10 protein-coding genes and 2 pseudogenes are annotated in these 13,520 nt (G+C 56.7%); 2 read left to right on the top strand and 10 right to left on the bottom strand.

From position 1 onward, the window contains the following. Nucleotides 1-67: 67 nt before the first annotated feature. The 6 genes and pseudogenes from rsmA to lptF form a co-directional block, all read right to left on the bottom strand. Nucleotides 68-913, bottom strand: a complete 846-nt coding sequence (rsmA, locus tag RZS32_RS18025) for a 16S rRNA (adenine(1518)-N(6)/adenine(1519)-N(6))-dimethyltransferase RsmA (RefSeq protein WP_317054932.1) — start codon at nucleotides 911-913, stop codon at nucleotides 68-70. Then, nucleotides 910-1,883 (bottom strand): annotated as a pseudogene (gene pdxA / locus RZS32_RS18020) (4-hydroxythreonine-4-phosphate dehydrogenase PdxA). The gene rsmA and the pseudogene pdxA overlap by 4 nt, the downstream one beginning before the upstream one ends. After that, nucleotides 1,883-3,127, bottom strand: coding sequence for a peptidylprolyl isomerase (locus RZS32_RS18015; protein WP_317054930.1), 1,245 nt, complete (start codon nucleotides 3,125-3,127; stop codon nucleotides 1,883-1,885). The pseudogene pdxA and the gene RZS32_RS18015 overlap by 1 nt, the downstream one beginning before the upstream one ends. 5 nt (nucleotides 3,128-3,132) lie before the next feature. After that, nucleotides 3,133-5,340, bottom strand: a complete 2,208-nt coding sequence (locus RZS32_RS18010) for an LPS-assembly protein LptD (RefSeq protein WP_317054929.1) — start codon at nucleotides 5,338-5,340, stop codon at nucleotides 3,133-3,135. After that, nucleotides 5,337-6,428, bottom strand: a complete 1,092-nt coding sequence (lptG, locus tag RZS32_RS18005; protein WP_317054928.1) for an LPS export ABC transporter permease LptG — start codon at nucleotides 6,426-6,428, stop codon at nucleotides 5,337-5,339. The genes RZS32_RS18010 and lptG overlap by 4 nt, the downstream gene beginning before the upstream one ends. Continuing rightward, a complete protein-coding gene (lptF, locus tag RZS32_RS18000; RefSeq protein ID WP_339106911.1) occupies nucleotides 6,425-7,561 on the bottom strand; it encodes an LPS export ABC transporter permease LptF in 1,137 nt (378 codons plus the stop codon). The genes lptG and lptF overlap by 4 nt, the downstream gene beginning before the upstream one ends. A 194-nt stretch (nucleotides 7,562-7,755) precedes the next feature. Here lptF and RZS32_RS17995 point away from each other — a divergent pair. Further along, nucleotides 7,756-9,227 (top strand): annotated as a pseudogene (locus RZS32_RS17995) (leucyl aminopeptidase). After that, on the top strand, nucleotides 9,227-9,688 hold the full coding sequence (locus tag RZS32_RS17990) for a DNA polymerase III subunit chi (protein ID WP_317054925.1): 462 nt from the start codon (nucleotides 9,227-9,229) through the stop codon (nucleotides 9,686-9,688). The pseudogene RZS32_RS17995 and the gene RZS32_RS17990 overlap by 1 nt, the downstream one beginning before the upstream one ends. Before the next feature lie 53 nt (nucleotides 9,689-9,741). Here RZS32_RS17990 and RZS32_RS17985 read toward each other — a convergent pair whose 3' ends face one another. The 4 genes from RZS32_RS17985 to RZS32_RS17970 all read right to left on the bottom strand — a co-directional run bounded on the left by RZS32_RS17985 (nucleotide 9,742) and on the right by RZS32_RS17970 (nucleotide 13,390). Further along, entirely contained in the window at nucleotides 9,742-10,332 is a 591-nt protein-coding gene (locus tag RZS32_RS17985) for a rhodanese-like domain-containing protein (RefSeq protein ID WP_317054924.1), read from the bottom strand. Between the two features lie 13 nt (nucleotides 10,333-10,345). Continuing rightward, nucleotides 10,346-10,783, bottom strand: coding sequence for a hypothetical protein (locus RZS32_RS17980; RefSeq protein WP_317054923.1), 438 nt, complete (start codon nucleotides 10,781-10,783; stop codon nucleotides 10,346-10,348). Nucleotides 10,784-10,913: 130 nt separating this feature from the next. Next, nucleotides 10,914-11,495, bottom strand: a complete 582-nt coding sequence (locus RZS32_RS17975; protein WP_317054922.1) for a retropepsin-like aspartic protease family protein — start codon at nucleotides 11,493-11,495, stop codon at nucleotides 10,914-10,916. A gap of 41 nt (nucleotides 11,496-11,536) precedes the next feature. Beyond that, nucleotides 11,537-13,390 carry an ABC-F family ATP-binding cassette domain-containing protein gene (locus tag RZS32_RS17970; RefSeq protein ID WP_317054921.1) on the bottom strand — a complete coding sequence of 618 codons (1,854 nt, stop codon included), beginning with the start codon at nucleotides 13,388-13,390 and terminating at the stop codon, nucleotides 11,537-11,539. Nucleotides 13,391-13,520: the final 130 nt, after the last annotated feature.

The raw sequence follows: 13,520 nt of genomic DNA, 5'->3' as shown, positions 1-13,520 counted from the left end.
TAGTGCGGGATTTCATCCCGCTTGTAACGCAAAATGCTGTTTTGGTTTGGTGGGTTGAAAACCCACCCTACAGAGGTGACTTCATCGCGCGCGCCAACGCGCAAAACTGTTCCAGACCCACCGTCTCCGCCCGGTCCGTAGGTTTAATCCCCGCAGCGATCAGCCGATCCTCGATGTCAGGCGCCAGCCCCTTGAGTGCTGCGCGCAGCATTTTGCGCCGCTGGTTGAAGGCTTTCGCCACCACGTGCTCCAAGATCTTCTGATCAGCTTCAAAGCGAGGCTGAGGCAGGGCCGTTAGATGCACTACGGCGCTTGAGACCTTTGGCGGTGGCGTAAAGGCTTCAGGTGGCAGGCTCAGCGCGATCTTGGCCTCAGTGCGCCATTGCGCCAGCACTGCCAGTCTTCCATAGGCTTTTGAACCGGGTTGCGCCACGATGCGTTCCGCCACTTCACGTTGGAACATCAATGTCAGGCTTTGCCAGAAAGGCGGCCAAGACGGTGGTGTCAGCCAGCGGATCAAAAGCTCTGTGCCGACATTGTAGGGCAGGTTGGCCACCACCTTGATAGGGGCGTTGAGATGCTGCGCTGCATCCAACTCCAACGCGTCCGCGTTGATCACCTCAAGCCGCCCCGGATAAACCTCTGCAATTTCGGAAAGCGGAGCCAGACATCGTGTGTCTTTCTCAATCGCCAGAACCCGCCTTGCGCCTTCAGCCAGCAGACCTCGTGTCAAACCACCGGGACCGGGGCCGACTTCAAGCACGTCTGAACCAGTCAAGTCTCCTGCGACGCGGGCAATCTTGGCGGTGAGATTGAGATCGAGCAGAAAGTTCTGGCCAAGGGATTTGCGTGCTGACAGATCATGCGTCGCAATCACCTCTCGCAGCGGGGGCAGCGTATCGATCCCGCTCATGCCCGAGCCTGCGCCATACGATCTGCAAGCCGCAGTGCTTCGATCATGGAGCTGGGGTTGGCAATGCCTTGCCCCGCGATATCAAACGCCGTGCCATGATCGGGCGAGGTGCGCACAAAGGGCAGGCCCAGCGTGACATTCACGCCCCGGTCGAAATCCAATGTCTTGATTGGGATAAGGGCCTGATCGTGATACATACAGAGTGCCGCGTCGTAAGTTTCGCGTGCGGCGGCATGAAATAGTGTATCGGCACTCATTGGGCCGCTCAGGTCGAGCCCCTCTTGGCGCAGGCGGTGCAGAACAGGCGCAATTAAGTCGATTTCCTCACGTCCCATCTTGCCGCCTTCACCGGCATGGGGATTGAGCCCCGCAACGGCCAGGCGCGGAGCGGGATGCCAAAATCGCGGATCAAACCGGCATGGGCGATCCGAATTGTGTCTTCAAGAAGCTCTGGCGTCAGGGCGGCTTTCACCTCTTCAAGTGCTATGTGAATAGTAACGGGCACAACGCGCAATTGCTCGCTGGCAAGCATCATCACAACAGTATCGACCTCGGCCAGTGCAGCCAGGTATTCTGTGTGGCCCGGGTAGATGAAACCAGCGCCGTCCTGCAAAGCCTGCTTGTGGATTGGTGCCGTGCACAGAGCGCCTGCTTGGCCTGTGCGTACTAAATCCACAGCGCGCGCAATCGCGTCTACAACCCCTTGTGCATTGGACGGGTCAGGTGAGCCGGGGATGCGGGGCGCGTCAAAAGAATGTGCGAGGATTGGCAATGCATCGTCAGACAAGTTCACGCCCGGATCAGTCAGTTCCTGCAAGGGTGCCAAGTCTGCAAAATGTGCGGGATCACCAATAACGAAAAGCTCAAGTTCACCACGCAGCGCCTGCCACGCTTTGACGATGATTTCTGGTCCGATCCCGGCAGGCTCACCACAGGTGACAGCAATGCGCCGGCCCTGTGCCCCTGTCATCAGAATTCGACGATCCGCGCCTCGGCGCGTAGTTGCTCGAGAAACCCATTGGCAAAGGACTCAAGCCTGCGGCTGCTAATGAAATTCGTGAGTTGTTCAGCACTCGGGCCTTCGCCTTCGATCGAACGCACCCGGCCGCAGAGCATGAGAACGACAAGGGTCTGGCCATTCGCGCGTGTCAGAGAATACGAAACTTCGCCGCGATCCAGCTTGGCCAATTCCAAAGCAATATCAGACGGAATCTCATTGATCGCTTTACTCCCGCGCTCCAACACTTCCGGTGGTTGGCCAAAGGCGACACCATATAGATCATCGCAGGTATCGACATCGTTGGCGATTTGACGTGCGCGTGCCAATGCCTGATCACTGCGCCCGCCATTGATGTAATAGGCGGCGTATTCGATGGCTTCGTATTCTGGGTTTGGAGCTTCAGTTTCTTGAATATCGCGCAACTGAAAGAGGGCAACTGCTCCTTCCAAGGGCAACGGATCGCTCACATCGCCAGGACCTAATCCGAGGGCGACGGCCTGCAGTCCTTGAGGCAGCTGTGTAATCGGAATCCAGTCCATGCGCCCACCTTGCGCTGCGGTGCGTGACGCCGAAAACTCGCGAGCGGCCTGAGCGAACTGCGCCTCTGATGTGAATTCGCTGATCCGGTTTGCAAGTTCTTGGACTTGCTGCTCTTGACCAGGTTGAACCGGCAAGATGATTTCAGACAAAAGAACGCGAACACCAGATGTCCCGGATGTTGCATTGCGCGCACGCTCAATATCGTCTTCGTCTACAGAAACGCGCGATCCGAAACGGGCTTGGGTAAATTCACGCCAGGTCAAACCTGCCGCGACAAATTCGCGAAATGTGAGGGGGTCAACGCCCTGTTGCGAAAGACCCTGAATCAGCTCTTCGGAAGAGAGGTTCACCCGGGAGGCAAATTCTTCCATACCGGCCTCAATTTGTTCCGGTTCAAGCTGAAACCCCAGAGAATTCGCAGCATCAATCTTCAACCGGTCTTCGATCAATTGTTCCCGTGCCAGTTTCACTGGATCACCGGGTGCACGAAACACTGAAAGCATGCGCGCCCGCTGGTCGATCTCATATTGCGTTATGGACAGATCGTTGACCTTAATCGCGGTATCGAAAAGGTTTTGCGCCTGCGCCATTGAAGCAAAGGACATTGCTCCGACGAAGACGAAACTCGCAGCAACTGCCAGTCGTTTCAGAGCCGTTTGGGGTGTATGTTTCATGATATTCAGTTTTCGCATGTTCGCACGTAGCTTTTATCGCGTGTTTTTGTGGTGAAGCCGCGAAGCCCCACGGTAAGATTGATATCGGTTGTTGGTTCAAGAATAGTGGAAGAGGTGAAGCGACGCGAGGCCGAAAGTGTCACGTCAACACATTCGTTTGCATACGTGATTCCAAGACCTGCCGAGACAGTTTCATCACTGGCCACGTCAAAGCGCCAATCTGCCTGGCCTGACCAATGTTTTGAGATGCGATAATTTGCGTCAAAAGCCCATTCTGAGACGTTGCCGGGTCGGTCTTCTGCAGGATCCTCGCGCAACCAGATATATGTGGCTCCGATACTCGCAACCTTGTTGATCAGACTGGCACGGGCCTCTGCCTTGGTGGTCGAGAGATCGTCATCAAACAAACCACGCGCGGTGAGCGTCAATCCATTGTCCGTTTTGATTTGTCCAGCAACCAACAGGTCAGAATAACGATCTTGCAGGCCCGAAGAGTTGGTGAAGGCTGTGCCGCCCGCTGGATCCACCTGGAGTTCGTCTCGTATCACTTGACCCACTGCTAAGGATGTCTGCCACCCGTCCACACCATATCGCGTCCAGCTCAAACCGTAGGCGGCACTCAATCCGCGTTCTCGACGGTCGGGGGCCGTGAAACGAGACGTGGCAAAGAGATTGCCCTCATCGAATTCAATCAGCGTGCTTTCATCATTGGGCACAAAAGGATTGCTGCCGCCGACCCAGGCCACTTGCAGCACCGGTTCAATGATATGTGTCGATCCGGCCTGGGTTGTCTTGAGCAGAGGCCAGCGGAGTTGAACAGCCGCTTCTGGCGTGAGTTCCGAGGCGTCAGAACTGCTGGTGATGCCGACGTCCTGAATGCGGAAGAAGTCGGCGGATAAACCTAGTTCAACCTCGGCGAGAACGCCTGCTGGCAAAGTCCAGGCGCGATGCCATTCCGCGCTAAAAGTCATTCGGGCAACGTCCCGACCGTCAGCGAAAGGATCAAAATCAGGCCCGTCAATGTTGAGGCCGGAATTGCGGAAATGTCCGTGACCCTCAAAGCCAAGCCGCACTTCGCCGCCCACTGAGTAGTTGACAGGTATGCGGCGTTCGTATTCGGCATTGATCACACCGGTGGGCAGGGTTTCATTGCTCTCACCGTCGCGTAAAGACTGAAACACGGTGATTGCACCGCGAATATATTCATCTCGGCGTGCGCGCTCGATCTCAAGCTCACTGTCTAGGCGGTCTTTTTGAGAAAAATCGTAGTCCAGAAGATACGTGTCGTCGCTCGTTGCTTCGATATCAAACCTGAGAACAAAGTCGCGCGGGAGCTGAAAGGTCCCATTGGCGAACACATAGGCTCTGTTTTCATCCGGTCCGACGTCGTCATTACTGAACGCACCATTGAATTCTATGTTGCCGTTGGCAAAGGCTTGTCTGTAGCGCCATTCAAGTGTGCGCGTCTGCGTTGCGAGATATGGTGTGAGCGTCAGGTCCTTATTATCCCCGATCTTGATGAAATAGGGTACGCGCACGCCAAAACCCAAAAGCGAAGAATTGCGGATCGACGGCACGAGGAACCCGGTGGCGCGTTCTAACGTTGGGTCCGGTAAGCGCAAACGCGGCAGATACAGGATTGGCGTATCCAGAACGCGCAGTTGCGCATCATCAAAGTAGAGCTGTCTTTCCTGCTGGTCATGCACAACCCGTCGCGCACGAATCTGCCAGAGCGGTGGACGACCGGTTTCACAGACTCGGCAAGAGGTCACTGCTGCCTTGTAAAGTTGATTATACCGCCCGTTGACCCTTGCAATCTCATTGGCAGCCAGCTGGATCTGATCGTCCATCACGATGCGAGCGCCGCGCAAGATGCCATTGTTCAAATCTCGGTCCAGGGCTGCACTGTTGGCGAGCACGAAGAACCTTCCATCCGCCTCTTCAATGCGTATCGGGCCTTTGATAATCAACCGCTCCTGGGTTCGGTCATAAACCACTTCGCTCGCATAGAGCCTACGGCCATTGTAAAGCGCTTCGACATTGCCGGTCGCAACCAGTTGCTCGCTACCATCAAGATAGACATCGTCCGCGACCAGGATCGCCGGGCTGGGAGGTTGAGGTGCAGTTTCAAGCGTTTCGGATTGCGCCAAAGCGGCAGGCGCAGACAACAGCAAGACGGCCACAAGGCAGGATATGATGATCCGGATTCTCACCCGTCCTCCATATGCAATAAAATCCCAATTGCCAGCATGAAAGATGCCAAAGGTGGCGCCCATGCCGCGAGATAAATTGGGATTTGGCCATTTTCTCCTAGGATTTGCGCGAAATTGCGAATGTAATGCAGGGTGAATCCCAGCATAACAGCAATAAGCACCGACAGCCCGGTATTGCTCAGACGCGAGTGACGCATCGTGAAGGCGGCTGCGACCATCACCAGCGCCACGAGAAAGAGAGGTCTGGCGAGTTCCATTTGGAACCATACAGCATAGCGACGTGCGGAAAACCCGGCCTCTTCAAGCTGGTTGATGAACCGGGGCATGTCCCAAAGGGCAATGTATTCGGGTTTTCCAAAACTGTCGATTATGCGGTCCTGCGTAAGGGCAGAAGGGATTGAGAGGCTTGATTTGATCTCTGCTTCAGCTTCAGAGTTCACACCCTGAGAAAGGTTCCAAACCTTGGCGTTCGACAGTTGCCATTCGCCGTCCGCCAGCCGCGCCGTTTCTGCCACGATACGTTCCTCAGGCTGGCCGTCCCTTGAAAAGCTGATGAAGGTCGCGCCAAAAAGTGTGCTGACATCCGAGCTTGCGCGCACAGCATGAATAACGGTTTGCCCATCACGACTGCCTTGGCGAAGCCAGAGGCCTTCTGAGGCAATTGCCAAAACACTCGTGCCTCCACCTAGATGCCCACTGACGACGTCGTTGTAGCGTTTCGAAGCCGCGGCAACGATCGGGTTGAAAAGGGTAATCGCCAGCACACCGATCAACGCGGCCACAACGACGGGTGCAAGGAGACTGCGCAAGGCTGAACGCCCTGCGGCTCGCACGACAACGAGTTCGGATGACCGCGCCAGTCTTAGAAAGAGCGCAACAGCCGCAAGGATCATCACAAGCGGTAGAATCTCATAATTTGCGTGAGGAATGTTGAGCAGTACGATTTCCAGCACGTCACCAAAGGGCAGCTCCGGGAAATCCTGTAGCTCATCCACGAGGTCTATCAGCGCAAGGAGGATCACAAAGACCGTCGTGATCGCCATGAAAATCCAGAAAAATTTGCGTGCGAAATAGTAGTGCAAGATCATGCCGCACCCTCCGCAGAGGGGGGACTGGTATTGTGCCGTCCTCGCCAAATCCGGCGCAGCATACCAGGCCGTGCTGCAAGATAGAGAAGAATAACGGTCAGCAACGCACCTGTAGCGGCTGGCAGATACATCAAAGGCCACGCGCTGGCCCGGGCCAAAACCGCACCGCTGACGCCGCCTTCAATGAGCTTGATAAAGATCAATAGAGTGAAGGCTGCAACGATCTGCCACCAGACGCCAAAACGGCTGTAAGTGCCGACCAGCAACATGGCAAAGCCTATCAGGGCAGCCACAATACACATCAGAGCCTGTGCGAACCGGCCATGCGCCTCGTAGAGAATCTGCGGCTCTGTCGCACCTGTTGCAGCAGCAACCACATCTGGTTGAAACAGCAGGTCACTGGTGAGCGTAAAGGTCACACGATTAAGATTCGTTGGATCCCGGGTGATCAGCGTGCTGATGTCGTAAGAAAAATCGTCAAAATGTGTGGTGAAGAGGCGGTTTCCGTCGCCGCGCAAATTCTGCGCCAAGCCGTCGACCATCACGAGTTTCGTGCCGCCGCCCTCTTGAACAAGGTAGGCTTGGGTAGAGGTATATGTGACCGGGTTTTCCTCGTTTCGGCGATCTGACAGGAAGACGTCTTGAAGTTCACCTTCAGGGGTGATTTCACGAATATAGAATGTGATGCCTGGCGCAGGGTGCAGAAATTCGCCTTCGGTCAGAAGCTTGGCGGTGATGTTTTGACTCACCTCAGTCTGACGAAGTTTCAGTTGGCCCAGGCTTTTGGGAATAAGATAGTGGCTCAGGACCGACATCATCAACGCGATGAAAATCCCATAGATCAGAACCGGACGAATGAGCCGCCAAGGCGAATAGCCCGTCGCCTGTACGACCGTCAGTTCACTTTCCGTGGTCATCCGGTTGGTGACATAAACCGTCCCAGCAAAAGCCGCGATGGGCAGGACAACACCGATCACGCCGGGCAGGGTCAGAGCGGTGAATTCCAGGAATACCCAAGCAGGCTGGCCGTCGCCGATGAGACGGTCAAACATACGCACTGCCTTGTTGATCCAGAAGATCGACACAAGGATAAGGGCAAAGAACCCAAAGAGCACCATGAATTGCGACAGCATGTATCTGTCGAATCTGGTCACAAACAATCCCCCAAACTCAGCCGTACTGGGAAGCAAAGTAATGGATTTGCAAGGCGGGGGAAACCGTCAATCCTTCACGTTTTTAGTCGCTGGCGGAGAGGCTCTGGTCAAGGGTCAGCGCACAGGCTAGGTCTAGGGTCAACAACCAGACAGCGCCCGGGAGATTTGCCGTCATGACCCAACCCGTTTCCATTGAATTTTCTGAACTCGACCTTGAGGCTATTGCCAGTTTTGAAGGCCGTGTTGCGGTGGTCATTCCGGCTTCTGGTAAAATGGACGCAGGCGCGCGCCGCGTGAACCGATTGACGAAAAACGCGTTGAAGCGGCTTTTGGAAAGTGAGGCCTGGGAAAAGGCCAAGGACGGAGAAGTCACAACGCTCGCATGGCCCGTCGGCTTGGGGGCCAAGGCGTTGGATGTGCTCTGTCTTGAACGGAACGCAAGCGACATTGAGGCCCGCAAGGGGGCGCGGCGCTGGCCAAATCCAAGGGCGAAGACGCGCTTTTGGTTGTAGCGCCCCAAGTCCGACGTGCTGCGGATTTGGCCCAAGGGATCGCGCTGCGCGCCTATGCCTTTACAGAGCGCAAATCCAAGCCACCGAAATTGCAGGCACCCGTTACAATGATGGTCACTCAGGCCAATGACGTCAGCGATACTGCGGCGCCGCTTTTGTCCGTGGCAGAAGGCGTGTTGATGACACGTGATCTGGTGTCGGAACCAGCCAACCATCTGACAACAGTGGAATTTGCCAACCGTATCTCGGGGCTGGCTGATCTGGGGCTGAAGATCACTGTGCTGGAGGAAAAAGACCTCGAAAAGCTCGGCATGCACCTGCTTTTGTCGGTCGGGCATGGATCTGTCACGCCCTCCAAAGTGGCGATCATGGAATGGTCGGGTGGCAAGAAAGGCGATGCGCCACTGGCTTTGGTGGGCAAGGGTGTTGTCTTTGACACCGGCGGTATTTCCCTCAAACCGGCCGCAGGCATGGAAGAAATGACCATGGACATGGGCGGCGCAGGCGTTGTCGTTGGCACGATGAAAGCGCTGGCTTTGCGTAAGGCGAAGGCCAATGTTGTGGGTCTCGTTGGGCTCGTGGAAAACATGCCATCGGGGCAGGCGACGCGACCCGGAGATGTTGTAACGTCGATGAAAGGCGATACGGTGGAGATCATCAACACAGATGCCGAAGGGCGTTTGGTGTTGGCGGATGTGCTCTGGCACGCGCAAAAGGCGTACAACCCCGCTGCGATTGTGAACCTGGCCACGCTGACCGGGGCCGTGATCATCGCCCTGGGGCATGAAAACACAGGCGTCTTTTCCAATGATGACGGGTTTTGCAACAAACTGCTGAAATCCGCTGAGGCCGAGGGCGAGGGGGCATGGCGCCTTCCCTTGGGAGAGGCCTATGACAAGCAGCTCAAATCCGACATTGCCGACATGAAGAATGTAGGTGGCAGGCCCGCAGGCTCGATTACAGCGGCACAGTTCCTGCAACGCTTTATCGAGGAAGGTATGCCGTGGATCCATCTGGATATCGCGGGCACAGCGCGGGTCAGCAAGGACACGGATTTCGCCCCCAAGGGCGCGACCGGTTGGGGTGTGATGACGCTCAACCGGCTTGTGGCGGACCATTTCGAAGGCGCGTGATGGGGGCCGTTTACTTCTATCATCTGACACGGCACCCGCTGGAAGTGACCTTGCCGCAGCTTTTAGGCAAGGCGCGTGGTGCCGGATGGCGCGTTTTGGTGCGCGGGGTCGAGGATGCACGTCTCGACTGGCTGGATGAAAAACTGTGGCTTGGGCCGGACGAAAGCTTTCTGCCTCATGGCCGGGCCGGTGGGCCGCATGATGCCCGTCAGCCAATCTTGCTCAGTCGTGAGACTGGGCAATCGGCCAATAGCGCGCAGTGTCTCATGGCCGTTGATGGCGCCGAGGTCAGCGCTGAGGAAGTGGATGCGTTAGAGCGGACCTGTGTTCTCTTTGATGGCAATGATGAAAGCGCGCTCGACCATGCCCGCGGGCAGTGGAAGACTCTGACAGAAGCGGGGTGTGCCGCGCAATACTGGTCTGAGGCATCAGGCCGTTGGGAGAAGAAGGCTGAGGTCTGAGCCAAAAAAAAGCGCCTGCCTGTGAACGACCGGCCAGACAGGCGCGGCGCCTTTTATTCTGGGCGTGTGTACACTTTTTCCAGATTCAGGTCATAGCTCCACGGCAAGCCGGAATTCTTCCATCCGTTCTTCAGTCGCCAAGGACCGTTCGGATGGTCTTCGACCGTGCTGCCTTCAAACCCGTCAACCACCACGTAAACCTTTTCAAGCCCCAGCGGTGCCAGCGCGTTGGCGGCTGGTGCGCCGCGCGTCCCACCCGACCGGCACATCACCAGCACCGGTGTTGATTTGCTCAGTCCACGCGCCTCCAACGCCGCCATGACACCGGCGGCAAAATCTGGATTCGGTTCCATCGCGAATCTTGGCTTCTCCGGGTGCCATTTGGCCGGGTTGACCAGCAAAAAGGGCACGTTGGCATCGATCATGTCGGTATAGCCGGCAAACATGATCTCGATGGGTTCTCTGACATCGAGAAACAAAACGGCGTCGCCTTCGCTCTGTTTCATGTCGAAGGCTTCCTTCGCCGTCAGGTACAAGCCCCAACTGGTCTGTTTGTTGGGGTCTTCCGGCTCTGGCGCAGCCAGCGCTGTCACGGGCTGTAACAACACGAGGCTCAGAATAGTGGCGAGTGTGATGCGTGTCATGATGAACCCCTAGTCAGAACGACATGATACGTGTGTCATCGGCCAAAAGCCGTGCCGCCATGGCAGGCGGTTTGGCCATACCGACACCGTCGATCAGCGCGCTGGCATCAGTTCCCTTATTGGGCAGGTAGATTGCGCACACCTCCACAGTGCCACCCGCGGCCATGATCTTTTGCATCAACCCTTGCGGGCTCATACCTTTCGGTTCCTGCGGGGCCGTTGCGGTCTGAGGCGGATCCTTGAGCGCCAGATCTCCGCCTGGGCCGCACAAAAGAATGTGGGACCGGACACCTTGCTGGATCGACTGCATGGTCAGAACCATGCTCATTAACTGGGTTTGCGGCTCGTCAGTGGTCACGATGGTCACAAGGTTCTTCTGATCGTCTGCCTGTGCCGGTGCGGAAGCGACCGTCGCGGCGGCCAAAAGACATGCTGTAAGGATTGGTCGCATGGGTAATCTCCTGTTTTGGGGTATCCGCGTGAAGAAAGAGATACGTCCTCAAGGATAGGCGTGCCGAGTACGTGTCGGCATTGATTTAAGTCAAACGAATTCAAAAATATGAATATATATAAGGGAGAATTTAACGCGTCAGGATCAGACGACCATCGCGTATCTCGACGCTGGAAAAGCGTTCCAGGTAGCTCATTCCCAAGAGGGATTGATCCAGTTCGCCGCCATTGACGCTGGCGGCGATGCCGCGGTCTTCGATGGGGCCGATCACGAAACTGTCGAGGCGGATTGGTGCTGTGGTGACCATGCCATTGGCTGTGCTGGAGCGCCCGACAAAGGCAAGGCTATCGGTGCTGAGCCCAACGCGGTCCGCATCCTCTTGTGTCAGAACGATGAGAGTGGCACCTGTGTCGACGACGAAATCCACTGGCTGACCGTTGATATCGGCGGTGACGTAATAATGCCCATCCAGATCGCGTTTGAGCACAACCTGATTTTCGCCCACAGTGGTGAACTGGCCCGGGGAGACGGTGTTGCGAATGTCGCCCCACAACCCAACACCGGCGATCACGCCGATGAAAATCAGCCCCCAGATCACGGCATATTGCGCGTTCTTGCCCCAGGACGTGCGGTTCTGGGCGAAAAACCACCCCACAACGGCACATCCCAGAAGGACCAGGTACAAAAGGCGGGCTGTATCGTCACCACTCATGAGTTTGATATAAGGTCTCTTTTTGCGCGCCACCAGCGTCTTTATCGTGGGTCGACCGCCTCCAACCGTTCCAGAGCCGCCATCCAAAGCGCTTCCGCGCGGTCAAGGCCCTCCATCACTTCGCTGTATTTGCGTTGCCAGGCCTCCATGTCTGAGGTGCTGGCGTCGTCGTACATGGCCGGGTCGGCCAGCTTTGCCGATATCCGGTCGCGCATATCGTTTAGCTTTTCGACGCGTGCTTCGCAGGTTTTAACTTCTTGGCGTAGAGCCAGAATGGCATCGCGCGACGGGCGCTTGGGTTTGGGTGGGACGTCGGCCTTGGGTTTTCCGTTTGGTTTTTGCTCCAACAGCATCGCGCGATAGCTTTGCAGGTCGCCCTCATAGGGCATCACCGTGCCATCATGGACCAACCAGAGCCGGTCTGCCACGAGGCTGAGCAGGTGCATGTCATGGCTCACCAGAACAATCGCGCCGGTATAGGCGGTCAGGGCTTCGACCAGCGCCTCGCGGCTTTCGATATCCAGGTGGTTGGTAGGTTCATCGAGGATGAGCATATGCGGCGCATCAAGCGTGGCGAGCATGAGTGACAATCGCGCTTTTTGCCCGCCAGAGAGTTGCGCCACCTTGGTGTCGGCCTGGTCCGCGCCTATGCCAAAGCCCCCGAGACGCGCTCGCAGCTTGGCTTGTGCGGTTTCATCGACATGGCGGCGCAGATGATCCAGCGGGGTCTCATTGATGCGCAATTCGTCGACTTGGTGCTGGGCGAAATAGCCCACACGCAGTTTGGAAGCGTTGTGTTTCTTGCCTTCAAGAACATCAAGGCGGTCTGATAAGAGTTTGGAAAGTGTGGATTTTCCCTCTCCATTTCGACCCAAAAGCGCAATGCGATCGTCCTGATCGATCCGCAGATCAAGTTTGCGCAAAACCGGTTCGCCACCATAGCCGGTTGCGGCCCCCTCAAGGCGCAGGATGGGCGGTGAGAGTGTTTCGGGCTCTGGAAAGGTAAACCGGCGCAAAGCTGCCTCTTGTGGCCGCGAAATGGGCTTCATCCGCTCCAAAGCCTTGATGCGGGACTGCGCCTGTCTGGCCTTGTCGGCCTTGTAGCGAAAGCGATCCACATAGGATTGCAGATGCGCGCGACGTGCGTCTTGTTTCTTTGCCTCGGCTTCGGCATTGGCCAGCCGCGCGGCGCGGGTTTCGGCGAATGTATCGTAAGCCCCCTGATAGAGGGTTAGCTTGCGGTCTTCGAGATGCAGGATCGAGCCAACCGCGCGGTTCAGAAGTCCTCGATCATGGCTGATGACGATGACTGTGTGCGGGTAACGCGCCAGATAGGTCTCAAGCCAGAGCGCGCCTTCCAGATCCAGGTAGTTGGTCGGCTCATCGAGGAGCAGAAGATCAGGAGCGGTGAAGAGCACAGCGGCCAAAGCCACACGCATGCGCCACCCGCCGGAAAAGGCAGAGCAGGGCATGGATTGTTCATCATTGGTAAATCCAAGCCCTTTGAGGATCGACGCCGCACGCGCCTCGGCACTCCAGGCATCAATATCAGCAAGCCGGGTTTGAATATCCGCAATGCGCGTCGGGTCTACGGCCGTCTCAGATTCGGTCAAGAGTGCAGCGCGCTCGGTATCCGCGGCCAGAACTGTGTCGATAAGGGATACGTCACTGCCTGGAACTTCCTGATCCACCCCGCCAATACGGGCGCGGGACGGCAGGGAAATTTCCCCCGTCTCGAGCGCAAGTTCGCCGCGGATCAGCTTGAAAAGCGTGGTTTTTCCTGTGCCGTTGCGACCCACAAGCCCAACTTTGTGGCCGTCCGGTATGACAGCAGACGCACCTTCAATCAAAGGGCGCCCGGCAACCGCGTAGCTTATGTTGTCGAACCTGAGCATGGCCCTTGGGTGCCTTATCGCAGAGGGGAGGTCAATCGCGGCTTTTCAAAGCGGGGCGTGCATGTTAGTGGGGCGCCAATTCTGCGGCACAGGCGTGGGGCCTGGGCCGGATTTCCCAAAGGATAAAGAG

Source organism: Roseovarius sp. W115 (assembly GCF_032842945.2).
Lineage (GTDB): Bacteria > Pseudomonadota > Alphaproteobacteria > Rhodobacterales > Rhodobacteraceae > Roseovarius > Roseovarius rhodophyticola.
This window is presented reverse-complemented; position numbering and strand designations above follow the sequence as displayed.

What these genes read in the sequence shown, in the direction of transcription:
- RZS32_RS17975 (WP_317054922.1), bottom strand. Translation starts at nt 11,495, where the DNA reads ATGAGTGGTGACGATACAGCCCGCCTTTTGTACCTGGTCCTTCTGGGA.
- RZS32_RS17990 (WP_317054925.1), top strand. Translation starts at nt 9,227, where the DNA reads ATGGGGGCCGTTTACTTCTATCATCTGACACGGCACCCGCTGGAAGTG.
- rsmA (WP_317054932.1), bottom strand. Translation starts at nt 913, where the DNA reads ATGAGCGGGATCGATACGCTGCCCCCGCTGCGAGAGGTGATTGCGACG.
- RZS32_RS18015 (WP_317054930.1), bottom strand. Translation starts at nt 3,127, where the DNA reads ATGAAACATACACCCCAAACGGCTCTGAAACGACTGGCAGTTGCTGCG.
- lptF (WP_339106911.1), bottom strand. Translation starts at nt 7,561, where the DNA reads ATGCTGTCGCAATTCATGGTGCTCTTTGGGTTCTTTGCCCTTATCCTT.
- RZS32_RS17985 (WP_317054924.1), bottom strand. Translation starts at nt 10,332, where the DNA reads ATGACACGCATCACACTCGCCACTATTCTGAGCCTCGTGTTGTTACAG.
- RZS32_RS17980 (WP_317054923.1), bottom strand. Translation starts at nt 10,783, where the DNA reads ATGCGACCAATCCTTACAGCATGTCTTTTGGCCGCCGCGACGGTCGCT.
- RZS32_RS17970 (WP_317054921.1), bottom strand. Translation starts at nt 13,390, where the DNA reads ATGCTCAGGTTCGACAACATAAGCTACGCGGTTGCCGGGCGCCCTTTG.
- lptG (WP_317054928.1), bottom strand. Translation starts at nt 6,428, where the DNA reads ATGATCTTGCACTACTATTTCGCACGCAAATTTTTCTGGATTTTCATG.